The following is a 23,546-nucleotide window of genomic DNA, read 5'->3' as shown; positions in this document are numbered from 1 at the left end:
GACTTTTATTGTTATCTTGAAACAACATCTATTTAACAGACGAAGGCGTTGATTCGTCTTCTTAGGGACAAACCAACGCCATTTCTGCATTTACGCAACCGGAAAAATAGAGGTCAAGCGTGTGGCCAGCATGATATCGCCATCCGCTTTGATACGCCCAGTCATGAAGGCTTGCATTCCATCTGTTTCACCACTCATTACTTCTTCTAGGGTATCCGACGCCATGGTCAAGGTAACACTGGGATCATCATGCTCACCTTGATTAATCTGGCATACACCTTCTGATATCGCTACAAACCAAGGTTCACCATCTTCAATTTGATATTGAAACACGGCCTCTAAAGAGCCTGCGGCTTGTGCATTAAAACGATCGCCCATTGCTGTAAAAATTGCATTTAAATCCGCCATGCTTCCACCTTCATTCGATTGTTTTTTAGATGTGTACCGTTTCGCATTAAGACTTAATGCGGCCGATAACACTTTTTGGCCTGCTTTTGTTCTGAACAGTTTTTTCATCGCAACATGCTCGACTTAAAAAATAAAGTGTTCAGAATCTAATGCCAACAAATTATCTGCACCCGACAACATGACATCTGCATGCATTTTTGTTCTTGGCAGTAAACGATCATAATAGAAGCGAGCCGTTGCCAATTTGGCTTTATAGAAGGCTTCTTCAGATGTCCCTGCAGCCAATGCATTATGAGCCACTTCAGCCTGACGCGCCCACAACCATGCCAGCGTGATGTAACCTGAATACATGAGGTAATCCATCGCAGCAGCACCGACTTCCTCACGGTTCTGCATGGCTTTCATGCCCACTTTCAGGGTCAACTCACCCCACTCTTTGTTCAAGCCAGCCAGGGTTTTAGTATACGGCTCCATCGCCGCACTGCCCTCGTGTGCCTGACAGAACTTGTGAATCATTTTGGTAAAACGCTTGAGCAACTCACCCTGACTCATCAGAATTTTACGACCCAGCAAGTCCAATGCTTGAATTTGTGAGGTCCCCTCATACAGCATTGAAATGCGACAATCGCGGACGTTTTGCTCCATGCCCCACTCAGCAATATAACCATGGCCACCAAAAACCTGCAAACCATGATTAGCGGATTCAAAGCCCACTTCTGTCAAAAAGGCTTTCGCAATCGGCGTTAACAAGGACAATAAATCTTCGGCTTCTTGCTTCTCCTCTGCAGACTCGGACAACGCAGAACGATCCACCTGTTGTGCCGCAAAGTAAATAAGGGCACGTCCACCCTCGGCAAAGGCTTTTTGCGTGAGCAGCATGTTGCGTACAGCCGGGTGCACGATAATGGGATCGGCTGCTCCATCTGGATTTTTCACGCCGCTCAATGCGCGCATTTGCAAACGGTCTTTTGCGTACACCAATGAGTTTTGGAAGCCCCACTCTGCATGAGCTAGACCCTGAAGCGCGGTGCCAATTCGTGCCGTGTTCATAAAGGTAAACATACAGTTCAACCCTTTATTGGCAGGGCCTATCAGGAAGCCCGTCGCGCCATCAAAGTTCATAACGCAGGTTGAGTTTCCATGAATACCCATTTTATGTTCAATAGAGCCGCACTTCAGTGCATTGCGCTCACCCACGCCTCCCGCCGCATTTGGCAAGAACTTAGGCACGATAAACAATGAAATGCCTTTGGTGCCCGCTGGAGCATCAGGTAGACGTGCCAATACAATGTGAACGATGTTATCGGTTAAATCGTGCTCACCCGCCGAAATGAAAATCTTAGTGCCGGTAATTTTATAGCTACCGTCGGCTTGGGGTTCAGCCTTGGTTCTTAACATGCCCAAATCTGTTCCGCAGTGTGGCTCGGTCAGACACATGGTCCCCGTCCACTCGCCTGAAACAAGTTTGGTTAAATAGGTTTGCTTCTGTTCTTCTGTACCATGGGCATCCAGTGTATTCATTGCACCGTGGCTCAGCCCTGGATACATACTCCAAGCCCAGTTAGCGGTACCGACCATCTCGTTAATGACAATACCTAAGGATTCCGGCAGACCCTGACCACCCCATTCAGGGTCATGCGCTAGTGATGGCCAACCACCTTCAACAAAAGCGGCGTAGGCTTCTTTGAAGCCAGTCGGTGTTTTAACTTCACCATCCTGATATTGACACCCTTCTTGATCACCCACTTGGTTTAAAGGCGACAAAACGCGCTCAGCGAACTTTGCACCTTCTTCTAAGATTGCTGACACCATATCTGGTGTTGCCTCTTCGCAACCGGGTAATTGTTGATAATGCGCGTCCATATGTAGCACTTCATTTAACACGAACTGCATATCGCGCAAAGGAGCCTTGTATTCAGCCATGATTTGCAACCTCACTTTTATCGTTATTGTGTACAACTGTACTTGGCATTAAGCATGGACGAATTATCCAAAAGTACCAATAACAAAAGCTGCCAGATTTAGTGACAAATTTGCTCTAAACCTAGCTTAGGTTTAATTCAAGTGCTGAATAAAGGCCATAATATTAGAATTAGTATTGTGAAAGGACGGTATCTATCCGTGACAAAAAAGGGCGAACCTGTTGTTTATCGGAATCAGACACCTGTGCAAACGCACGTACAATTTGCATCGCTTGCTCCACCTGCTGACGTATCTCAGGAGGCAACATCTGCAGCATCTGCGGATTCACGCTGTCAAACTCAGCGGCCATGGCAAACATTTCAGGGCTTTCAGATTCCGCTTTCAATGCCCCATAGGCAAGAATGATTCGGTCACCGACTTCTGCCCAACGCTCAGCACTGGTAAAGTTATGTTGACGAATAATCTGTGTCAACTCTTGATACGCATCGGGTTCTTCTTGACTAAGTAAGGTGACACCCTGTTGATGCGGATTGAAGTTTTGACCTATTTCAGGGGTAACCTCTTTAAGCCAGGCATCGCCCTTCCCCTCATTTTCCAGTTTGCGTCCTAGAGCTTCAACCTTCGGCAAACTGTTGAGATAAGCATCGATGGACTGAGGATCTAAGGTGGTCATTTGCGCAGATGCCGATCCAAAAACCAAAAGCATGCAAACCGCAAACGTACTGACTAGCCACTGTTTCATGTTCCACTCCTTGATATGTATTCATCTAAAAATCGAAGTGTAACAGGCCTAGATCCCCTTTGGACAGGTGCCGTCCTTGGCAATTGCACGTGTATTTATCGTTGAGAGTCGTACACTTCCGGTCCAGAGGTCAATGCAGGATGAGGCTTTAGCAACGCCGTTAAGGCAGGTAGCAAGATAAGCGCACCCAGCATATTCCATAAGAACATAAAGGTGAGAAGAATCCCCATATCTGCTTGGAATTTAATCGGTGAAAACACCCAAAGAACCACACCAATTGCCAGTGTTAATCCAGTAAAGGCAACAGGCTTCCCAGTTGTTTTCAGGGTTTCGAAGTAGGCATCCGTTAAATTCATGCCACTTGCCAAATAACTGCTAAGGCGTGAGTAAATATAGATGCCGTAATCGACCCCGATGCCGACACCCAAGGCAATAACCGGCAAAGTCGCCACCTTAACACCAATTCCAAGCTGTGCCATTAAGGCCTGACATAGCAGAGAGGTAAGTGCCAAAGGCAGAATAATGCACAATACGGTTTTAACGGAACGAAACGTCAGCAAACACAAAAGGCTGACAACGCCATACACCCAAGCCAGCATCTCGTACTGAGCTCGTGCAATCACCTGATTCGTGGCTGTTTCAAAGCCAGCATTTCCGGCCGCCAAAACATATTGAAGTGACTCATCGTTATAAGAATCTGCAAATGCCTGTGCGGCAGCACTCACCTCCTGCAAGGTATGGGCTTTATGATCATCCAAGAAAATAATCACTGGCAGCAACGAGCAATCAGCATTCATCAGGCCACCGGGGACATAGGCCAACGAGGCATTGATGACGAATTGATTACGACTGACGGAGCGCCACTTCGGGTTCCCTTCATTCAAACCAGAAGTAATACGCTTTGACAAATCAGCAAGAGAGATACTGGACTGCACACCCGGTACGGATTGCATATGATGCTGGAAACGCTCAACGGAAGATAAGGTTTCAAAGGCACTGCATTGCTCAGCTGCCGTAACAGCCATGACAACAAAGACATCACTTGAGGTCGAGTAGTTATCAGTAATGAAGGCATTATCAAGGTTATAACGTGAATCCTCACGCAACTCTGGCGCACCTTTATCCAAATCACCAATTTGCAGATCACGAGCCGCATAAAAACCCACTACCGTCATCACTAACGCGACACTCAGCGCCGTAACCGCTCCTTTTTTCGTGGTAAACCACGTCAGCACCCTCCAACGTTCAGCTCCCTTATCGGATTGCTGTTGAGCATACTCAATCGCACGATTACCAACACCCACATAAGACATCAACAAGGGCAACAGCAGTAGGTTCGTCAAAATAATGACGGCAACCCCCAAGGATGCGGCAACCGCTAACTCTTGTATCACCTGAATATCAATGACCATCAAGGTAAAGAAGCCAATACCGTCCGAAACCAGTGCCGTTAAACCTGGGATATACAGGATTCGGAAGGCACTACGTGCTGCGTGCCATTTGTCTGGGTTTTTGAGACTTTCCAAACGTATGGAGTTTACAATCTGCACACCATGGCTGACCGCAATGGCAAACACTAGGAAAGGAACAAGCATGGAGTAAGGATCAATACCGTACCCCAAAGCATTCAGTAGGCCTAGCTGCCAGATGACGGCAATTAACGAACAAATCAGCGGAATGAGTGTGCCGTTAATGCTTCTAGAATAGAGATAGAGTAACACCAGCGTAATCAATATCGCCAAGGCAAAAAACACAGCGACCTGATAAGCACCCTCAATTAAATCACCGACTATTTTGGCAAAGCCCGTAATATGTATTGTCACTTGCTCCGTTTGATATTGATCCCTAACAAGCGTTTCCAAGCGCTCAGACAGCGCCCGATAATCAAGACGATCACCGCTTTCAGGGTCAAAATCAAAGAGTGGCACCTCAACAATTGCTGAACGGAAGTCATTGGCAACCAAGCGTCCAACTTGCCCTGAGCGCAAAACATTTAGCCGTAACTCCTGCAGGCTTTCGAGAGAACCATCGTAATCAGGAGGGATAACCGGACCACCGACAAACCCTTCCTCTGTCACTTCTGTCCAACGCACATTCGGCGTCCAAATGGACTGAAGCGCCGCTCGGTCTACACCCGGAATGAAAAAGAGCTCGTCCGTGACACGTTGCAATACGGCCTGAAACTCCGCATCAAAAATATCACCCTGTTGATTCGCAACCGCCACTCGCACGCTATTGCCCAAGCCAGATAAATCGTCTTGATAGGTTAAGTAGTTTTCAACATAGGGATGGCTTGCAGGTATCATTTTCACAAAACTGGCGTCAGGTCGGATCTGAACCGCCTGCCAAGTTAATACCAGAGTGATCAATGCAAACACAAACAGGACTTTTAAACGATGATGGAATAAAACACGTTCAGCCAGTTGCTCCGACCCTTTAATAGGCAACAAGAGTAAGTCTGTAAAACGACTCATTGTGCTAACTCCTTAGCGCGATTGGACAAAAACACCCCCTGCTCACCCACTAGAATCCAACCCTGTTCAGTTGCAATCACCGAGTTGAAGTGTCGACGAGTATTTAAAGGTTGCACCACCAATTCATGTGAATCCTGCCCCAATAATAGCGTTCCTCCGAGCCCGGTAATCGCCAAAACGCCTTCATGACTGTCGGCACCTAGAAAACTCACTGTCGGCTCGACATGAACAGGGCTCCATTGATAACCTGCGTCATGACTACTAAATAGATTCCCTCTCAACCCTAAAGCGAACAATTCATCTTGATGCTGAACCAACGCAAAAAACGATCCCTCATAGGGAGACGGTAAACTCTGCCATGATTGTCCCTGATCATAGGACTTCAACAGTAAACCCGCCTCACCTGCAATGTACAACTGATCATCCACTTGCAGCAGAGCATTTAAATGCAGTCGGTCTGGATTGGGTAAACGATCTGCAAAGGAGGTCCAGGTCTGGCCGCCATCGTCGCTGGATAACGCCAAGCCATAGGCGCCGATCACAACCCCTGTTTGTGCCGAGGTGAATAGAACATCAAGCAGAGGATTCACAGGGCCTTCTTCCATTGCCACTTCGGCATCTTCGAGATCGAATTCGGCGTCTTCAATGTCCATGGCGTCTGTATAGGCGTCGGCTTGCAATGACTGGAGCTTACTCTGGGCATCTTCAAGCAAGAGGGCATTAATTAAATGTCCATCTAAGACCTTCTCCCAGGTTAAACCCGCATCTTTAGAGGCCAATAACACGCCATCGTGCCCAGTAATCCAGCCCTGGTCATCTTGGAAAAACACCGCCGTTAATAACGTGCTGACAGGGCTGTTCACCTGTTGCCAGTCGCGGCCTTCATTAAAAGAGATTAAAATGATGCCTAAATCACCAACGGCAACTAGATTCTCTCCAGACCGCGCAACATCAAGCAACATAACACTCTTGGCAGCATCAGATTGCCGTGCAGGCTGTTCGAGACGATCAGGTAATCCTGCTTGAGAAGAAAAAGGCAGCAGCCCTAATAGGATGCTGACCATAACGAACGTGCATAATTTATGTTTGATCATCTGATTGTTCTTGTTGTTCAGATTGGAAAAACGAGCCTATTCAACTCGCTCAAATAAAGCAGCAATTCCTTGCCCACCGCCAATACACATGGTCACAACGGCATAACGTCCTTTGATCCGCTGCAGTTCATACAGGGCCTTAACCGTAATCACAGCACCTGTTGCACCTATCGGATGCCCTAACGAAATTCCACTTCCGTTTGGATTTACACGCTCGTTCGGGAGATTTAAGTCCCTGACAACAGCCAAAGCTTGAGCAGCAAAGGCTTCATTTATCTCCCAAAGATCAATATCACCCACTTCAAGCTCTGCATTATCCAGCAATTTTTTAACCGCTGGAACAGGGCCTATGCCCATATACTTAGGCTCAACGCCAGCAAAGGCATAGGAAACGAGTCGAGCCATTGGCTTCAATCCTGAACGCTCGACCTCGTCGGAGGTTGCTAACACCACAGCGGCAGCGGCATCATTCAAACCCGATGCATTACCGGCCGTCACGCTGCCGTCTTTTTTAAAGACAGGCTTTAGTTTCGCCATATCCTCTAGCGTGCAATTCATCCGAATATGCTCATCCTGATCAAAGACAACATCGCCTTTGCGCCCCTTAATCAGGATTGGCAGAATCTGCTCTTTAAAATGCCCCGCTTCAACCGCTGCTTGTGCACGCTGATGACTTTGCATGGCCAACAAATCTTGATCTTCGCGACTGATATTCCATTTCTCAGCGATGTTTTCAGCCGTTATTCCCATGTGTACATTTTCAATAGGACAGGTGAGCGCTCCGACCATGGAGTCCAGCACCGCACCATCGCCCATACGCTGTCCCCAACGAGCGGCAGGCATCCAATAGTTTGTTCGACTCATGGACTCGGCACCACCTGCAACGGCCGCCTGGCAAACACCTAACTCAAGCTGCTGTGCCGCTGAAATAATCGCTTGCAATCCACTGCCACACAAACGGTTGACGGTGAGTGCGGGGGTTGTTGCCGGCAAACCGCCCAGCAGCGCCGCCACGCGTGCCATATACAAATCACGGCGCTCGGTTGGCACAACATTGCCAAAGACACTGTGGCCTATGTGCTCCGGTTCAATTCCTGCACGGGCAACCGCTTCCGCAACCACTTTTCCCGCTAGATCAACAGATGCTTGGTCTTTTAAGCCACCACCAAACGCACCGATTGCCGTTCTGACAGCCGAGACCACATAAATATCCTGCTTCGCCATAACATTACCTTTTTATTTTCTGTAAAACTGACGGCTAATTTATCTATTAGCATCCCTTGACCCAGCGTTTGCTGCAATAACAGAAGACTCCAGGATACCTGACAATATAGTTCAGCTTCGGACGAAGCTCACGGTGGTCTGCTTAAAATATGAAAAACGATACTGAATCTTACTTTGAAAGCATCTAAGATGATTAGCTCATCACCCAAGGCTCTATACCACACATAGGCGATGACTTTTATACCCTCTATAGTTGAAATGATGATACAAGCGCATGAAACTTGCTCTCCAACACACGTCCCAAGCACGTACAGTCTTCTGGGATAGTACCTTTTTTAGGCGTTTTACAGTCAAAGCGATCTGATCCGACATCCCCGCCTCGATTAAAAAACCAGAATTCATTTTTTTGATTGACTTAAGGGTAAGTTTTCGGCCCGCCATTTACTGTAAAAAGCGACGATTACTAGCTTCGCGTAACATCTGCTGATAGCCGATCGCTACTCCGTTTTGCAACCTCACCTCAGAGCTTTCCTTCCAACCGCATCTGCAAACCACGGCGAGTGACGTAATAGCCGGTAAATAGGCCATGAAAAATAAAATAAGCAGCTATCGTGATGAAGGTCAAAATGAAAGCACTGTTTATTTTACCTCCGCTGATAAAAACAAATGGTGTCATGTAAGCCACTGCATAAAGTAAACGCAAGTGCCATTTCCCTTTGATCAATAATCGTTCTGAACCTACATCACCACCTCTGCTTAAAAACCAAAATTCATTATTTTCATTCACAGGTGAAAGCATTTTTCTTTCTTCGATGATCTCTCGAATCATGTCATCAGAATATGAACAATAGGTCAGGTAAGCTAATAGCTCAATGACGATACAAGCGATTAGAAATGCGTTGAATATAACAGGAAACACACCAAAATCGATTGATACAATGAGTGCGATATTAGCGCCAAAAGCAATTATTAACCTAAATGACCAAGTTACTAGGTTACTTATATACAAGTCATCAGGTTCTGATTTTTTAGTTTGCAATAATGCAGTTCCTAGAACAACACATGGACCCATGATTGCTACGACACTGTTGAATATAGTTAATGGATGTGTCAGCCCAATAAAGAAGCTTATAAAAAGAACGATTGACTGCACAACTAGAAATAAAACTAAAAAAAGTTTCACTACTTCCTTGAGCCCACCGATTTCAGAATGTGCGTTTTTTACCCATCGAGGCCTAGCAATATTCGAACCTTCCGAAAGTTGATGCAATTCATGTTCTCTCTTCATGGCGCCACCTGCGAACCTTTATACAGGTCAGAATTCTGAAAGTCAGGTTGGTTAATGGTTGGGCTTGCACTCCATTCACGAAAAGTTTTAAGCGCCTTATCCTTAACACTGTATGTGTTAATTGAGTACCCAATTCCTACACCTACAGCTGCAACAATAAGAAAACCTGCTACTGCTATAGCTACGGGGGCAAGTGCAATACTACCTGCTGCTGCGAGTGTCACTAATAGTGACGTCAACGCCATCCCCACAACCGTTGCAACCACTACTGCACCCAGCGAAAAACCTAACGAGACAAGTAACTCATCTAGCTCTTTCCCTTCTTTATCCGAGCTAAGCCATTCAGCAACATCCATAGTACATACAAACAAAATACCTAATGCACCGCCTCGTGAAGCTAAGCCTCTAACCGCTTGAGATACATTAGGGCCAACACCCTGTAATGCGACTGTCATAGACGTCACCTGCAGTCGACTCATGCCCGCGGCTCCATATTGTAGATGAGGCCTGTGCCACAACATCGCTTTATGCCAGTCCCCTTCAAAGGCCAGTACTCGGGTGCCATTTTTCAAGCGTTTTATCGTCAATTTACTACCCGCCATTTCCCGCAAAAAACGACGATTATTGCCTTCACGTAACATCTGCTGATAGCCGATGGCCGCTGCGCCTGTTTCACGTGTCATCACCCCGATGGCTTCATCGCTGAGGGTTTGATAAATAGCGTGGCGTAGCCAAGCAGCTTCTTCCTCTGTTAACTCAGAAACGTCATGTTCACCATCCCCCAAACCACCCATGGGTATTTCAAGTGTAATGATATATGGATCACCCCCTGCTATTGGCATGCCATTTTCGTCATAGCGACCATCTGCACGACACGATATCTCCTGCTCATATGTGTTCAAAATTTGATCCGCCTGTCGGGTGCGTTTTGTCTGATTAGAAAAACGGTCTGCTAGCGCCTGCACCTCTGGACGAATGAGCGCCGGAGCGGCGGGCGCTGGCTCAAGTATCATATGAAAGCGGACATCTTCCGGTGCTTTTAGACGACCAAAAGCTCCGACATCTTCAAAGATTCGATGTGTTTTACCATCAACCGTTACAACTAAAGGACCGCTCGTTTCAGCTAGGCTATTGGGAAAGCGCAAAGTGTAGTTCTCCGGCAGACTGGGTGTGCTTTTACCCCCAACACTACAGGAGATCACACTGTCACAATCAATTCCGTCGGCAATAGAGAAACGAAACAAGTTGAATTGTTGGCACGGCGTACACACCTGACCTGGAATACGGTCGCGGGAAAATTCAGTCATCAGCATTACCTTTTGCATAGACAATTAATTTGAGCATTAACTCGGCTTTGGTATCCGGATGTTTAGCTGATTCAAGGAGTTTTCGGTAACATTCGTTTTCTGCAGGGAATTGCGACAACTCTAGAGCAACGCTCACATAGGTGCTAAGGGCATACTCACTTTCAAACCCATAACCTTGTGCTTGCGCAAGTAAGATTTTTAGGATTTCTTGAGCTTTCTCATACTCAATATGACCGTACTTCGAGATAGAAAAAATGAATTTATCGATCAACTTATTTTGAAAAGCCCTATTGCTTTCCGCTTCAGCTAATCCGGCCACCCATTCTTGGGTCGGTTTTGATGCGATGATATTCGTGTGTTCTATAGATCTATGCGCGTGAGCAACTATAATTGCTGAGCCTTTAGGGCAGATGACCGTGAGCCTGTGTTCCTGAGTGACCATCATCATCCAGTGTGTTTCAGCACAGGCGGTACTGAAAAAACAATGCGCATAGCGCTGCTCCCAAAACCTGAAGTAAAACCAACGCCCATCTACATTTTGCAAGCGGATGAATTTGCGCAGGTGCTTGCGTAGCGCGTCAAACCTAGCCCTACAACGCAAAAAAATCCCCAACTCTTTTTCCCACAGTCCGCCAATTCCGTCAGGACCAGTGAACAAGCGGCAGGTAAAGTGATTGTCTTCCGTGAGTTCCACCAAATAAGGCGCATGCTCGGCAAGCTCTTCTTGCGCTTTGCCCTGAAAAAGCGACTGATACCGAAGACCTGAATCCTCCAGAAAACTAGTCAGCAAATAGGACATTTTGGCCGCATCTTAAACTGCATAGGTGGCCAACGGTGGAGTATGGTCTCCGAATTCAGCGCGCTCGGCTTCGGTCGGGTCAGGCTGACCGAACAGAGTTTCATGTAGCGTATCGGGGACTGTTTTCTTCGGATACACAGAAAACTGCGCGTCAAGAGGTGTAAAAGGACCAAGCGTTTCTATCTGCAGCCAGTTATCGTCTTCCGTCACATCGCTTGAACCAGGCTGACGAGTCATCGCTCCAAGCGCAACCCGCTGTCGCGCCTCATTCAGCGAGCGCGCCAAAGCCACAGCTGAGGCGGCCTCTGCTGGGTATTGCTTCACCCATGAGGTTGCAGGCAACACAGTGCCTGACCAATAAAACTGATACCCCTTCTCACTCAGCGCCTCTATCACCAGCAGTTCATAATCCTGTCGATCTGCGCAAAGCGCAGCCGCAATCAGCTCTACCTGCTCAGCCCCTCGGGAAGCGTAGCAACGGCTAAGAAAGAGAGTCATGACTTGACCTCGCTGATATAGAATCTCTTTTTTTTAAAGCACTTTTTTAGCAGAAGGAGGTTTCTACTTACAAACAAGACAAACAAGACAAACAAGCACTGAGCAAACAAAAACTGAATTGACAGAGCTTCTTGGCCTTCATGTTCGATACGGAGCCATATAAAAACATTTTCGCCTGAAGGTGCGTCGATTGCATGAAAGCGGGATTTTTGTGAGAACATCAATATAACCTACTCTTTAGCAGGACTGATGCTCATGGGTATAGCTGACGGCGATTCAGCCCAGCACAGAGGGGTGTCCATCCATGAGACAACGACTACTTCCTTGTTGTAAAGGAGACATTAAAACAATTAATACGTTGGAAGGTCAACCTTGATGTGGCTTTTTCAGTATTTCATCCATGCTAGACTAGGGGGGCTGTCAAACTTAACATGTATCTACTGCGAAAAACTGATTTTGGTGAAGTCCAACAACCTCTTAGTATCAGCTATCGCTGCAAAATCGAAAAATACAAGATTAAGAATATGTCATAATAGATCAGAATGAAAAGGCGGGCAGTCTGCTCCTATACAAGACGCCCTTAGCGTAGGTTTAAATCACAGGAATCCAGACATTGGAGCTTTATCTCTCAACCCTTGGCTTTACGGCTAACATTGTGGCCCCCATATTTTTTATTGTGTTCTTGGGATATTTATTAAGACGCATAGGGTTAATCAATGTAGAGTTCATTAACATCAGCTCAAAACTGGTCTTCACGATCACTCTGCCAGCATTAGTCTTCATGTCGGTGGCTCAAACAGATTTTCATGCCGTATTTAATCCAGGCCAACTCGGATATGTACTTGTCGGCACGCTAGCGACATACGTAATCATATGGTTTGCTGCACATCACTGGATAGAGAAACCAACCGATATCGGTGCGTTTATTCAAGGCGCATTTCGCAGTAACTTTGGCATTATTGGTTTGGCGGTTAGTTTCAACTTATTTGGCAATAGTGGCCTTGCTCAGGCCTCCTTACTGCTCGCATTGGTGATTCCCTTATACAACATCTTAGCAATCATCTGCTTAACAGTGCCCCTACGGAGTAAGCAGTCCGTTAAACTGACATCAATGTTCACCGAAATTTTAAAAAACCCCTTAATTCTTGCTGTAATTTTATCCTTACCCCTATCCTACTTTTCGGTGCCCTTACCAGAGGTCGTTTCGACAACTGGCCGTTACTTTGCAAACCTAACCTTGCCTTTAGCCTTGCTGGCAATCGGTGGCACCTTAAATCTAAAAAGCTTGAAAGACACCTCCTATCAAGCCTTTTGGGCAACGAGCATTAAACTCATTTTGTTGCCATTGGTATTGACAAGCGGCGCATGGTTAATGGGCTTTAGAGGCCAAGACTTGACGATAATGATGGTGCTTTTTGCCTGCCCGACAGCAGCAGCAAGCTTTGTTATGGCAAAAACGATGGGGTCAAACGCGGAGCTTTCAGCCAATATTATTTTAACCACAACACTAGGATCAGTCCTTACCCTTAGCGTAGCCATTTATTTAGTTAGACTTCTAGGCGTGGTGTGAGTTAATCGGTGTGAGTCGCTTGGTGTAAGCTGCACACAGGGCAGGCGGGATCTTTCGACAGTTTCATTTCTCGCCACTCCATGCGACGACCATCCAACAACAACAAACGCCCTTGCAGTGAACGCCCTACGCTTGTGAGGAGTTTAACGGCCTCAAGCGCTTGCACAGAACCGATAATACCCACCAATGGTGAGATCACACCCGACTCAGCACAGGTCAAACGCTCATCGTCTGTCTCATCATACAAGCATTGATAGCAGGGTGATGCTGCATCGCGCGGGTCGTACACACTGACTTGACCATCAAAGCGTATTGCTGCACCGGATACCAGAGGGGTTTTTGTCGCGACTGAAATTCGATTCAAACTAAATCGTGTTTTGAAGTTATCTGTACAATCAACAACCAGGTCTACCTGGCTCACACAATCATGGAGCGCAGTCCCTTCGAGCCGCTGTTCGATGGCTTTGAATACTGTCTGACTATTCAAACCTTTTAGTGTGTTGATGGCGGAGGCCACTTTGGAAAGGCCCACGCTGCGCTCAGCATGCACAACCTGACGCTGCAAATTTGAGACATCAACCTCGTCATCATCCGCTAACCACAACTCACCTACACCTGCAGCAGCCAAATACAGCGCAACTGGGCTCCCTAGACCACCTAAGCCTAGGACAAGTACACGGCTATTGAGAAGCGTTTCTTGCCCCGCAACGTCAATCTCAGGCAACATGATTTGACGACTGTAACGCAACAATCCCGCATCATCTAACTCAACCCTTGATCTGGCCATATACTTTTCACCTTTGATTAATGAGGAGTACGAGCACCGGTAATACGATCGTGCCCACTTAAATCTTGCCGCGTAAACACATCTTGATATCCTTGCGCTTCAAAGATCGCTCGAACCTCTGCCGCTTGATCAAAGCCATGCTCAAACACCAACCAACCGCCAGACACTAAATATGGAGGTGCCTGAGTAATGATCCACCGAATATCGGCCAATCCCTTCTCGTCAGCAACTAAAGCGGACCTTGGCTCAAAACGCACATCCCCTTTGTCTAGATGCGGGTCCTGCGGATCGATATAGGGGGGGTTGCTCAAGATCAAATGAAACGTCTCTTGTAGAGGTTCCAGCCAACTCCCTAACCGAAAATCCACCTGAGGCAAGTTAAGCATTAACGCATTGCGTCGTGCTAACTCAATCGCATCCGGTATTCGATCGCTTGCAATGATCTGCCAGTTAGGTCGTTCGCTGGCCAATGCAAGGGCAATAGCACCCGTTCCTGTCCCGAGATCTGCAACGCTTTGAGCCGTGGATGGCAAATGCTCTAGAGCCCACTCCACCAGCATTTCTGTCTCAGGGCGAGGAATCAAGGTTGCATTGGACACGGCCAATCGAAGCGTCCAAAAATCACGAAAACCAACCAAGTGTGCCACAGGCTCACCTTGACGTCGTTTTTCAATCAACTCGCCAAACTGTTCAGCTTGCGCTGAACTAAGATCTGCATCTGGCCAGGTGTACAAATAGCTTCGTGGCTTATTCAGCACCCACATTAACAGGGTTTCAATGTCAGCTCGCGGCGAATCAGAATCCGTTAAACTCTGCGCGCAAGCCAAAGCATCCTTAACCCTCATCGCTAAGGTTACCTAACTGCTCCGTTTGATACTCTTGCCTTAAGGGAGCAATCACGGCCTCTAACTCACCCGCAACAATCTCATTGAGCTTATACAACGTCAGGTTAATACGATGATCGGTCACGCGCCCCTGTGGAAAATTATACGTCCGTATACGCTCTGAACGATCGCCACTGCCCACTAAGCTTTTTCGGGTGCTCGCCTGCTCGGCATGCTGGCGATCCAATTCAGCTTGTTGCAGTCTTGATGCTAGCAAACCAAGCGCCTTAGCCCTATTTTTGTGCTGTGACCGCTCTTCTTGACACTCAACCACCAGCCCCGTGGGAAGGTGTGTGATACGAATCGCCGAGTCCGTTTTATTGATATGCTGCCCACCCGCCCCAGAGGCACGGTAGGTATCAATACGTAAATCGGCTTTGTTAATTTCGATAGCAGCGGCCTCATCCATTTCTGGCATCACCGCAACCGTACAGGCTGATGTATGAATTCGCCCTTGGGATTCTGTTTCAGGCACACGCTGCACACGATGTGCACCAGACTCAAATTTCAAATGTGCATATACATCTTGTCCAACAATACGACTAATAATTTCTTTGAAACCACCATGCTCGCCTTCGCTCGCACTAATGACCTCAACGCGCCAACCCTTAACCTCAGCATAGCGCGAATACATACGAAACAAATCACCTGCAAAAATGGCAGCTTCATCGCCTCCCGTACCCGCACGCACTTCTAAAAACACATTGCGATTATCATTGGGATCTTTTGGCAAAAGTAAGAGTTGTAGTTCACTTTCATACTGCTGAATTCGCTCCTGCGCAGACTCTATTTCCTCTTGAGCCATTTCCCTAAGCTCTGGATCAGCATCACTGGCCATCACTTTGGCTTCTTCAAGATCGCTCTGAGCACCCTGCCACTGTTTAAACTTAACGACCACAGGTTCAAGTTCTGAATACTCTACCGAATAACTGCGAAACTTATTTTGGTCAGTAATCACGCTTGCTTCACTTAACAATGCAGAAAGCTCTTCAAAACGATCGGCAAGATTGTCTAGCCGATTTTGTATCGAAATTTTCATTTAATCTAAGTCCTGTTATCGATCGTCGACTGTCGAACGCTCGGAGAGCTGAAAAAGATCGGTCACCAACCTCTGTAAATCATCTCGCCCTTCAGCTGAGGCGTGACGTAACCTAACGGTTGGCTGATGCAATAGCTTATTGGTTAACCCACGCGCCATCACCTGCAACACTTCTTCTGCGGGCTTTCCGGCATGAAGTTGCTTTAATGCTTTTTGCAACGCATCTTCACAAATCGCATGTCCGTGCTCTCGCAAAGCGGTGAGCGTATCCACAGCATCCAATTCACGAAGTTGTCGCATAAACTCATCAGTGCCTTGGTCGATGAGAGTTTGCGCCTCACGCGCGGCCGACTCTCGTCCACGCTGATTTTCTTCAATGACTTCTTTAAGATCATCTACCGTATAAAGATAGACATCCTCAAGGTCACCAACCTGGGCTTCTATGTCCCTTGGCACCGCAATGTCTACCATAAAAATTGGGCGGTGTTTACGTTTTTTCAAGGCGGCTTCAACGGCACCCTTACCCAAAATAGGCAACTGACTTGCCGTTGAAGAAATGACAATATCGGCATGAGACAAAGCATCAGGAATATCACCTAATGCAATGGCTTTTCCATCAAAAAGACTGGCCAAATCTAATGCACGCGGCAGTGTACGATTTGCGACCGTAATGCTACGCACACCTGCACGATGCAAATGCCGTGCGACCAGCTCAATGGTTTCGCCAGCTCCAATTAACAGCGCTTTACTTTCACTTAAATCAGCAAAAATATGTTGAGCCATGCTAACTGCAGCATACGCCACGGATACGGGATTTTGCCCAATCGCCGTTTGGGTTCTTACTTTTTTAGCAATCGTAAAAGTATGCCTAAACAAACGCCCCAATTCTGCTCCGACCAAACCTTCTTCTTGAGCAATACTATAAGCGGACTTAAGCTGCCCCAAGATCTGAGGTTCACCTAGTACCAGCGAATCCAAACCACTGGCCACTCTCATCATGTGTCGTGCGGCTGCATCATTTTGATGCAGGTACATACATTGACGCAATGAGTCTGGGCTGAGCGCATGATAATACGCTAACCAATGGATCAGCTCTTCGTGAGACGTTTGATGCGTGCAACAATACAACTCAGTCCGATTGCAGGTTGATAAGATTGCAATCTCTTGCAAGCCTGCTTTAAGCTGCGCATCATGCAGCGCTTGCGCCAGTTTTTCTGGAGCAAAAGCAACACGCTCACGCACCTCCACAGGTGCTGTTTTATGATTAATACCTAACGCCAGCAATGCCATAAGGAAAGATACACTACCTAACAACCTAAAATTAAGTCGCCAATCATACACCTTTCCCTTGCAAGGATTAAGTCAATTGAACGACGCATACCACCTGTGAGCAAACCAAGCCTTAGACATCTGCGTAATAAAATGGTCGATGTATCAATCGACAAGCCTTACTGAGTTACTCTATAGTGTTAAAATCCGTGAATACAGAGGACTGTGTGTAGATGAAAATGTTTTTGGCAGCATTATTTAGCGCATTGATGCTGACCGGTTGCGCAAGCCGAGTTGACACTCATGATCAGTCAATGGCTGAATTAATTAACGATATTCCTCTCGAACCCGTCGTCTACCTACCCGGACAACTCAATCGCGAAACGCTTTACGACTTACTGGTTGCCGAAATGGGGGGACGCTTTGGATACTATGATGAAGCCCTTGAGCGCTACCTACGTCAAGCGCATCTAACCCAAGATGCCGCTGTGGCTGAACGCGCCACACGTATTGCTCAGTTTTTACGTAATAGCGAAGCCGTTATTACAGCTGCTCGCCTGTGGTCAGCTGCAGACCCCAGTGCAGCCGAACCTAAACATTTAGTGGCCAGCATTCTATTGCATGAAAGACGTTTCAGTGAGGCCTTGCCTTTACTGCGCGAAGTCATCAATGATCCACAATCAGACATCTTAATGCTGGTCAGCTCTCAGAGTGAATCCCTGAGTGCCGAAGTTGCGCGTGAATACATTCGATTACTTACGGCTACGCTACAGGAACAACCAACACGTTCCGACATTCATCTTGCACTTGGTCTTTTGTATCTGCGCGAAAACAATGCTGACATGGCCATGCGAACGTTTGATCAAGGCTTAGCTCACACGCCCTATTATCCACCATTGATTTTGCAAAAAGCAGAGCTTCTTCGTCAACAAGAGCGGCTTAATGAAGCCCTGCAACTCGTACAAGAGACTCACTCTCGCCACCCACACCAACAACAAATTCGAATTCAATATGCACAACTACTTTTACTGAGCAACCGAGCAAACCAAGCAGAAAAATTAATTAATGACCTGCTGGATGATCATACTGATGATCCCGAACTCCATATCTATTTTGCATTGTTGCTACTAGACCATCAACGACTCGATCTAAGCCAAAGCCTTTTAAATCGGTTAGTGGAACTGTACCCTGACATGCAAGAGGTACAATTTTATCTAGGCCATATTGCTCAACTACAAGGCCAGCGAGAGCTAGCTATGTCGCATTACCAAGCTGTGGGGGGAGGTTCAACTTTTCTACAGTCACGCGCACGTCTGCTTGAGCTATACAATACAAGTGAATACCTAAACGACGTGGTTAATACCATCGCGCTAGCGCAAGATACTCAGCCAGAATACTCGACAGATCTCACCATTCTTCTTTCAAACTGGCTCACCCAATATGATTTTTACCAAGAAGCCGTAAAACATCTATCGGAAGCTATTCGCATTCACCCAAGCGATACTCGGTTACTCTATACCCGTGCCTTACTGTATGATGACCAGCAGTCAAGCCTTATGTTAGCTGACTTAGAAAAAGCACTATCACTGGATCCGAGTAGTGCGATGATTCAGAACGCACTTGGATACAGCCTGTTATTACACACAAACGATTACGACAGAGCATACCAACTCATTCAAGCTGCGCTGGAACAGAAACCTGACGATCCCGCTATTTTAGATTCAATGGGATGGGTTTTGTTTAAATTAGGCCGATTACAAGAGTCGCTCTCTTACTTACAACGAGCTTATCTGCTGTATCCTGATACAGAAGTGGCCGCTCATTTAATTCGAGTTTTATCCGAGCTAGGTCAGCAGGATGCAGCAGAAGAGCTCTTATTGAATCACTTACGCGACAATCCAGATGACCGACATCTGCTGAATGCCGCTGAAAAAATTAGGGTCCAGTAAACTGTGCGCCATCTTTTAATTTTAACCTTGTTTTTATTTCTACTTGGAGGTTGTAGCAGCAAGCCTCCTCTCCTACCTGAAAGCATGCAGGCACAGCAGCCTGCTTACGATTTAAGCGACTGGATACTTGAAGGCCGTATGAGCTTGCGCATGGAGGATCGATCTGATTCTGTTTCGATTCACTGGCAACAAAAACAGCGTGATTATGAAATTAACGTCAGCGCTGGGCCATTTAACCAATCCATCGCTCGTCTAGAGGGAAGACCTGGTTTTGTTGAAATGCAGGTGGCTGGGGAAGAAACACTTTACACAGCTCGCTCACCTGAAGCACTCATGAATGCTATGTTAGGCTGGAGTTTACCAGTGAGCCATGGCATTTATTGGGTAAAGGGCATTCCCGACCCTAATGTGGTTTTTGAAATCCATCAAAGTGAACGTGGTTTTTCTTTCGCACAATCAGGCTGGACAATTGATGCCAGCCGCTTCGAACAAGTCAACCCTAACCTATTGCTTCCTAGACGCATTCGTATGGAAAGGGAGGGACTGACCATCACTCTTGTTGTGAGTCAGTGGCGCATCTAGTGCTGATCTAAACCGCCTGAATCCCGCTAAATTAGTGGTTTTTTGTCGTTTACACTTGATTTTTTACTCTATTTTAAAGAGAATACTGCCCTTCCTAAATATGCAGTTATCTGCAGAGGAGACGACTGGGGTATCGCCAAGTTGGTAAGGCACTGGATTCTGATTCCAGCATTCGGAGGTTCGAGTCCTCCTACCCCAGCCAAAAACTATGAACGAATCCCTTTCAACATCTGTCAATTACCCAGAAACGATCAAGAAGGTAAATCCCATGTCAAGCATGATGATCTTCACCGGAAATGCCAATCCAGACCTGGCAAAAAAGGTGGTAGAACGCCTGGATATTCCATTAGGAAAAGCGGATGTTGGTCGTTTTAGTGATGGCGAAGTCAGTGTTGAGATTCAAGAAAATGTGCGCGGAAAGGATGTGTTCATTATTCAATCCACTTGTGCGCCAACCAATGATAACTTAATGGAACTGATTGTGTTTGCAGATGCAATGCGTCGCGCATCCGCCATGAGAATCACAGCCGTTGTTCCATACTTTGGTTATGCCCGCCAAGATCGCCGCCCACGCTCAACTCGCGTACCTATCAGCGCGAAAGTGGTTGCAAGCATGATGACGAGCGCTGGTGTTGATCGCGTATTAACCGTCGATCTTCATGCTGACCAAATCCAAGGTTTTTTCGACATTCCAGTTGACAACGTTTACGGCTCCCCTGTCTTACTTGATGATATCGTAGATCAACAGTATTCCGATCTAATGGTTGTGTCTCCTGATGTTGGCGGTGTTATTCGCGCACGCGCAGTGGCAAAGCAACTGGATTGTGATCTGGCAATTATTGATAAACGCCGCGAACGTGCTAACGAATCCCAAGTAATGAATATCATTGGGGACGTTGCTGGACGCACATGCATCCTCGTTGACGACATGTGCGACACAGCAGGCACACTGTGCAAAGCGGCGAAAGCGCTGAAAGAAAAAGGCGCATCACGCGTTGTTTCGTATGTTACACACGCCGTCTTATCCGGCCCAGCAATCAGCAATATTATGAACTCTGAACTAGATGAGTTAGTGGTTACCGATACTATTCCACTGTCAGCTGAAGCTAAAAAATGCAGCAAGATTCGTCAACTTACGCTAGCACCTATGCTGGCAGAAGCCGTTAGACGTGTCTGCAACGAAGAATCCATCAGTGCAATGTTTAGATAACACTGTACGGATACAGGCAATTCAGCCTGAAAGCACTAGCATTGCTAATGCTTTACTCCCCTAGGGGACAACCTAACACTGCAAATATTTGGTCGCGAGTCTTTGCAGTTTTTAACACCAAAAGGTAATTTATAATGTCAAAGTTTATTGTTAATGCAGTTAGCCGTGCAGATCAGGGGAAAGGTGCGAGCCGCCGCCTGCGTCACCAAGGCATGGTTCCAGGTATCATCTACGGAACTGAAACACCGGTTGCAGTTTCAGTTATCGGTAAAGATCTATACCGTATGCTTTTAGAAGATGGTTTTTATTCTTCAATTCTAACCGTACGTTTAGACGGCAACGACACAGCAGTTATCATCAAAGATCTGCAGCGCCACCCATCTAAGCCTGTTGTACTGCACGTTGACTTCCAGCGCATTGCGGATGAGCAAAAAATCAAAATTCAGGTTCCATTGAACTTCATCAACTTCGAAAAATCAGCTGCCTCTAAAGCCGCTGCTAAGTTCGCTGCTGAAGCCTCTACCGCTGAAATCCTTTGCTTGCCTAAAGATCTGCCAGAAGTTCTAGACGTTGATCTGTCCAACATTGAAATGGGACAAATCGCTCACTTGTCAGATATCGTTTTACCAGAAGGCGTTGAAGTCGTTGCATTGCGTCGCGGCGAAGATCACGACCAAGGTATCGGTTACTGCTACGCTCCACGTGGCGCCAAGAAGTAAGATTCTTGACACCAGGTTCCGGCATGAATGACCAAATAGCACTAATTGTAGGCTTAGGAAACCCAGGCACTCAATACGCGCATACTCGTCACAATGCCGGCGCCGACTTGGTGGAGCAGCTTGCTGCCCACCTCAACTCTCCTCTCAAGCCCGAACCACGCTTTCACGGATTTACAACGAAAGTCAATCTAAACAACCTCAGCGTTCATTTACTCATTCCATCGACTTTTATGAATCTGAGCGGTCAATCCGTTGCAGCGCTCGCAAATTTCTATAAAATTCAAGCCAATCAAATTTTAGTGGCTCATGATGAACTCGACCTACAACCCGGCACTGCTCGACTTAAGTTTAGCGGCGGACATGGCGGCCATAATGGGCTTCGAGACATCATCTCACGCTTAGGCAATACGAAAGACTTTTATCGCTTGCGCATAGGGATCGGCCACCCAGGCCATGCTAGCCAAGTCTCTGGCTACGTATTAACCAAAGCACCAAAAGCCGAACAACTGCAAACTCAAGCCGCTATTGATGAAGCACTGCGCTTCTTACCGCTAGCCGTATCCGGTGAGTGGCAACGAGCAATGAATCAACTGCACAGCTTTAAGGGCTGATTAAAAATACAGGATCTGATCATGGGTTTTAAATGTGGTATCGTCGGACTGCCCAACGTCGGCAAGTCGACTCTTTTCAACGCACTAACAAAAGCTGGCATCGAAGCTCAGAACTTCCCCTTCTGCACCATTGAGCCAAACGCAGGCGTTGTGCCTATGCCTGACTCTCGCCTCAATGAGCTTGCAGCAATCGTTAAGCCTGAGCGCGTCGTCCCCACCACTATGGAGTTTGTCGACATAGCAGGCTTAGTTGCAGGAGCATCCAAAGGTGAAGGACTTGGAAACAAGTTTCTAGCCAACATTCGTGAAACGGATGCAATTGCTCACGTTGTCAGATGCTTTGAAGACGACAATGTTATCCACGTTGCCAACCAGATCGACCCTTTAAACGACATTGAAACCATCAACCTTGAGCTTGCCCTTGCTGATCTCGACTCGGTCGAAAAACAACTGCAACGCGTGACGCGCAATGCAAAAGGTGGTGACAAAGAAGCCGTAGCCGCGAAAGCACTGCTTGAAAAACTACTCCCTCATCTCAGCGAGGGCTTACCTGCTCGCTCACTTGAGCTTAATGAAGATGAGCTGCGCTTAATTAAAAGCTTTCATTTATTAACAACAAAACCCACGATGTATATCGCTAACGTGGCAGAGGATGGATTTGAAAACAATCCACATCTCGACACTGTCAGAACACTGGCAGCCTCAGAAGGCGCAAGCATTGTTGCCATCTGCAACAAACTTGAATCCGAGATTGCAGAACTAGACGATGAAGAAAAACTAGAGTTCTTACAAGAGATGGGCATGGACGAACCAGGCCTAGATCGTGTCATACGCTCAGGCTACGAGCTTTTAGGCTTACAAACCTACTTTACAGCAGGCGTTAAAGAAGTAAGAGCCTGGACGATTAAAATTGGAGACACGGCCCCTAAAGCCGCAGCCGTTATTCATACAGACTTTGAAAAAGGCTTTATTCGTGCAGAAGTAATTGCCTACCAGGATTTCGTGCAATTCAAGGGCGAACAGGGGGCGAAAGAAGCCGGAAAATGGCGTCTTGAAGGCAAAGACTACGTTGTCAAAGATGGAGATGTTGTTCATTTCCGCTTTAACGTATAGAATCACGCCCGTAATAATGGATGGAGTAAGGGCCAGATTGATTCCCTTCATCTTCA

21 protein-coding genes and 1 tRNA gene are annotated in these 23,546 nt (G+C 46.8%); 8 read left to right on the top strand and 14 right to left on the bottom strand.

The genetic code is table 11. The annotated features are described in order from the left end of the window. Positions 1-90 precede the first annotated feature (90 nt). The 10 genes from DN062_RS00410 to DN062_RS18635 all read right to left on the bottom strand — a co-directional run bounded on the left by DN062_RS00410 (position 91) and on the right by DN062_RS18635 (position 11,757). A complete protein-coding gene (locus tag DN062_RS00410) occupies positions 91-516 on the bottom strand; it encodes an SCP2 sterol-binding domain-containing protein (protein ID WP_338039950.1) in 426 nt (141 codons plus the stop codon). Positions 517-531: 15 nt separating this feature from the next. Then, the gene (locus DN062_RS00405) at positions 532-2,331 is read right to left on the bottom strand and encodes an acyl-CoA dehydrogenase C-terminal domain-containing protein (protein WP_112156579.1); all 1,800 of its coding nucleotides are present in this window, start codon (positions 2,329-2,331) and stop codon (positions 532-534) included. 169 nt (positions 2,332-2,500) lie between these two features. Continuing rightward, positions 2,501-3,073: a hypothetical protein gene (locus DN062_RS00400; protein WP_112156578.1), complete on the bottom strand. Its 573-nt coding sequence runs from the start codon at positions 3,071-3,073 to the stop codon at positions 2,501-2,503. A 95-nt stretch (positions 3,074-3,168) separates the two neighbouring features. Beyond that, positions 3,169-5,547: an efflux RND transporter permease subunit gene (locus tag DN062_RS00395; RefSeq protein ID WP_112156577.1), complete on the bottom strand. Its 2,379-nt coding sequence runs from the start codon at positions 5,545-5,547 to the stop codon at positions 3,169-3,171. Then, positions 5,544-6,641: a WD40/YVTN/BNR-like repeat-containing protein gene (locus DN062_RS00390; RefSeq protein ID WP_112156576.1), complete on the bottom strand. Its 1,098-nt coding sequence runs from the start codon at positions 6,639-6,641 to the stop codon at positions 5,544-5,546. The genes DN062_RS00395 and DN062_RS00390 overlap by 4 nt, the downstream gene beginning before the upstream one ends. A gap of 36 nt (positions 6,642-6,677) precedes the next feature. Next, on the bottom strand, positions 6,678-7,865 hold the full coding sequence (locus tag DN062_RS00385) for an acetyl-CoA C-acyltransferase family protein (protein ID WP_112156575.1): 1,188 nt from the start codon (positions 7,863-7,865) through the stop codon (positions 6,678-6,680). A 520-nt stretch (positions 7,866-8,385) separates the two neighbouring features. Continuing rightward, positions 8,386-9,153, bottom strand: a complete 768-nt coding sequence (locus tag DN062_RS00380; protein ID WP_112156574.1) for a hypothetical protein — start codon at positions 9,151-9,153, stop codon at positions 8,386-8,388. Beyond that, positions 9,150-10,460, bottom strand: coding sequence for a hypothetical protein (locus DN062_RS00375; RefSeq protein WP_112156573.1), 1,311 nt, complete (start codon positions 10,458-10,460; stop codon positions 9,150-9,152). Before DN062_RS00375 ends, DN062_RS00380 begins: the two co-directional genes overlap by 4 nt. Continuing rightward, a complete protein-coding gene (locus DN062_RS00370) occupies positions 10,453-11,259 on the bottom strand; it encodes a DUF4123 domain-containing protein (protein ID WP_112156572.1) in 807 nt (268 codons plus the stop codon). Before DN062_RS00370 ends, DN062_RS00375 begins: the two co-directional genes overlap by 8 nt. Positions 11,260-11,271: 12 nt before the next feature. Beyond that, a complete protein-coding gene (locus tag DN062_RS18635; RefSeq protein ID WP_164498064.1) occupies positions 11,272-11,757 on the bottom strand; it encodes a hypothetical protein in 486 nt (161 codons plus the stop codon). Positions 11,758-12,370: 613 nt separating this feature from the next. Between DN062_RS18635 and DN062_RS00350 the strand changes: the two genes are divergently transcribed. Further along, on the top strand, positions 12,371-13,327 hold the full coding sequence (locus DN062_RS00350) for an AEC family transporter (protein WP_112156568.1): 957 nt from the start codon (positions 12,371-12,373) through the stop codon (positions 13,325-13,327). A 1-nt stretch (position 13,328) separates the two neighbouring features. On the opposite strand, the gene moeB is transcribed toward DN062_RS00350, so the two are convergent. Genes moeB through hemA form a run of 4 tightly spaced genes read right to left on the bottom strand, consistent with a single transcriptional unit; the run spans position 13,329 to position 17,327 of the window. Beyond that, positions 13,329-14,114, bottom strand: a complete 786-nt coding sequence (gene moeB, locus DN062_RS00345) for a molybdopterin-synthase adenylyltransferase MoeB (protein WP_112156567.1) — start codon at positions 14,112-14,114, stop codon at positions 13,329-13,331. 17 nt (positions 14,115-14,131) lie between these two features. Then, the gene (gene prmC, locus DN062_RS00340) at positions 14,132-14,959 is read right to left on the bottom strand and encodes a peptide chain release factor N(5)-glutamine methyltransferase (RefSeq protein WP_112156566.1); all 828 of its coding nucleotides are present in this window, start codon (positions 14,957-14,959) and stop codon (positions 14,132-14,134) included. Then, positions 14,949-16,037 carry a peptide chain release factor 1 gene (gene prfA, locus DN062_RS00335; RefSeq protein ID WP_112156565.1) on the bottom strand — a complete coding sequence of 363 codons (1,089 nt, stop codon included), beginning with the start codon at positions 16,035-16,037 and terminating at the stop codon, positions 14,949-14,951. Before prfA ends, prmC begins: the two co-directional genes overlap by 11 nt. Before the next feature lie 15 nt (positions 16,038-16,052). Further along, positions 16,053-17,327, bottom strand: a complete 1,275-nt coding sequence (gene hemA / locus DN062_RS00330; RefSeq protein ID WP_112156564.1) for a glutamyl-tRNA reductase — start codon at positions 17,325-17,327, stop codon at positions 16,053-16,055. Between the two features lie 212 nt (positions 17,328-17,539). Here hemA and DN062_RS00325 point away from each other — a divergent pair, with 212 nt between their 5' ends. From DN062_RS00325 to ychF, 7 genes are all read left to right on the top strand, one after another. Beyond that, positions 17,540-19,255 (top strand): tetratricopeptide repeat protein, encoded by a 1,716-nt coding sequence (locus tag DN062_RS00325; protein WP_112156563.1) that lies wholly within the window; start codon positions 17,540-17,542, stop codon positions 19,253-19,255. Between the two features lie 3 nt (positions 19,256-19,258). Beyond that, entirely contained in the window at positions 19,259-19,837 is a 579-nt protein-coding gene (gene lolB / locus DN062_RS00320; RefSeq protein ID WP_112156562.1) for a lipoprotein insertase outer membrane protein LolB, read from the top strand. A gap of 126 nt (positions 19,838-19,963) precedes the next feature. Continuing rightward, positions 19,964-20,039, top strand: a tRNA-Gln gene (locus tag DN062_RS00315). 66 nt (positions 20,040-20,105) lie between these two features. Then, positions 20,106-21,047 (top strand): ribose-phosphate pyrophosphokinase, encoded by a 942-nt coding sequence (locus DN062_RS00310; RefSeq protein ID WP_112156561.1) that lies wholly within the window; start codon positions 20,106-20,108, stop codon positions 21,045-21,047. A 134-nt stretch (positions 21,048-21,181) separates the two neighbouring features. Continuing rightward, the gene (locus DN062_RS00305) at positions 21,182-21,766 is read left to right on the top strand and encodes a 50S ribosomal protein L25/general stress protein Ctc (protein ID WP_112156560.1); all 585 of its coding nucleotides are present in this window, start codon (positions 21,182-21,184) and stop codon (positions 21,764-21,766) included. A gap of 23 nt (positions 21,767-21,789) precedes the next feature. After that, positions 21,790-22,377 carry an aminoacyl-tRNA hydrolase gene (gene pth, locus DN062_RS00300; RefSeq protein ID WP_112156559.1) on the top strand — a complete coding sequence of 196 codons (588 nt, stop codon included), beginning with the start codon at positions 21,790-21,792 and terminating at the stop codon, positions 22,375-22,377. 21 nt (positions 22,378-22,398) lie between these two features. Beyond that, entirely contained in the window at positions 22,399-23,490 is a 1,092-nt protein-coding gene (gene ychF / locus DN062_RS00295) for a redox-regulated ATPase YchF (RefSeq protein WP_112156558.1), read from the top strand. Positions 23,491-23,546: the final 56 nt, after the last annotated feature.

This window comes from Nitrincola tibetensis (genome assembly GCF_003284585.1).
Lineage (GTDB): Bacteria > Pseudomonadota > Gammaproteobacteria > Pseudomonadales > Balneatricaceae > Nitrincola > Nitrincola tibetensis.
This window is presented reverse-complemented; position numbering and strand designations above follow the sequence as displayed.

Bases quoted from the DNA above. Each gene is read 5' to 3' on its own strand.
- DN062_RS00410 (WP_338039950.1), bottom strand. From the start codon at position 516: ATGAAAAAACTGTTCAGAACAAAAGCAGGCCAAAAAGTGTTATCGGCC.
- DN062_RS00405 (WP_112156579.1), bottom strand. From the start codon at position 2,331: ATGGCTGAATACAAGGCTCCTTTGCGCGATATGCAGTTCGTGTTAAAT.
- DN062_RS00400 (WP_112156578.1), bottom strand. From the start codon at position 3,073: ATGAAACAGTGGCTAGTCAGTACGTTTGCGGTTTGCATGCTTTTGGTT.
- DN062_RS00395 (WP_112156577.1), bottom strand. From the start codon at position 5,547: ATGAGTCGTTTTACAGACTTACTCTTGTTGCCTATTAAAGGGTCGGAG.
- DN062_RS00390 (WP_112156576.1), bottom strand. From the start codon at position 6,641: ATGATCAAACATAAATTATGCACGTTCGTTATGGTCAGCATCCTATTA.
- DN062_RS00385 (WP_112156575.1), bottom strand. From the start codon at position 7,865: ATGGCGAAGCAGGATATTTATGTGGTCTCGGCTGTCAGAACGGCAATC.
- DN062_RS00380 (WP_112156574.1), bottom strand. From the start codon at position 9,153: ATGAAGAGAGAACATGAATTGCATCAACTTTCGGAAGGTTCGAATATT.
- DN062_RS00375 (WP_112156573.1), bottom strand. From the start codon at position 10,460: ATGACTGAATTTTCCCGCGACCGTATTCCAGGTCAGGTGTGTACGCCG.
- DN062_RS00370 (WP_112156572.1), bottom strand. From the start codon at position 11,259: ATGTCCTATTTGCTGACTAGTTTTCTGGAGGATTCAGGTCTTCGGTAT.
- DN062_RS18635 (WP_164498064.1), bottom strand. From the start codon at position 11,757: ATGACTCTCTTTCTTAGCCGTTGCTACGCTTCCCGAGGGGCTGAGCAG.
- moeB (WP_112156567.1), bottom strand. From the start codon at position 14,114: ATGGCCAGATCAAGGGTTGAGTTAGATGATGCGGGATTGTTGCGTTAC.
- prmC (WP_112156566.1), bottom strand. From the start codon at position 14,959: ATGAGGGTTAAGGATGCTTTGGCTTGCGCGCAGAGTTTAACGGATTCT.
- prfA (WP_112156565.1), bottom strand. From the start codon at position 16,037: ATGAAAATTTCGATACAAAATCGGCTAGACAATCTTGCCGATCGTTTT.
- hemA (WP_112156564.1), bottom strand. From the start codon at position 17,327: ATGGCATTGCTGGCGTTAGGTATTAATCATAAAACAGCACCTGTGGAG.
- DN062_RS00325 (WP_112156563.1), top strand. From the start codon at position 17,540: ATGAAAATGTTTTTGGCAGCATTATTTAGCGCATTGATGCTGACCGGT.
- DN062_RS00310 (WP_112156561.1), top strand. From the start codon at position 20,106: ATGTCAAGCATGATGATCTTCACCGGAAATGCCAATCCAGACCTGGCA.
- DN062_RS00305 (WP_112156560.1), top strand. From the start codon at position 21,182: ATGTCAAAGTTTATTGTTAATGCAGTTAGCCGTGCAGATCAGGGGAAA.
- pth (WP_112156559.1), top strand. From the start codon at position 21,790: ATGAATGACCAAATAGCACTAATTGTAGGCTTAGGAAACCCAGGCACT.
- ychF (WP_112156558.1), top strand. From the start codon at position 22,399: ATGGGTTTTAAATGTGGTATCGTCGGACTGCCCAACGTCGGCAAGTCG.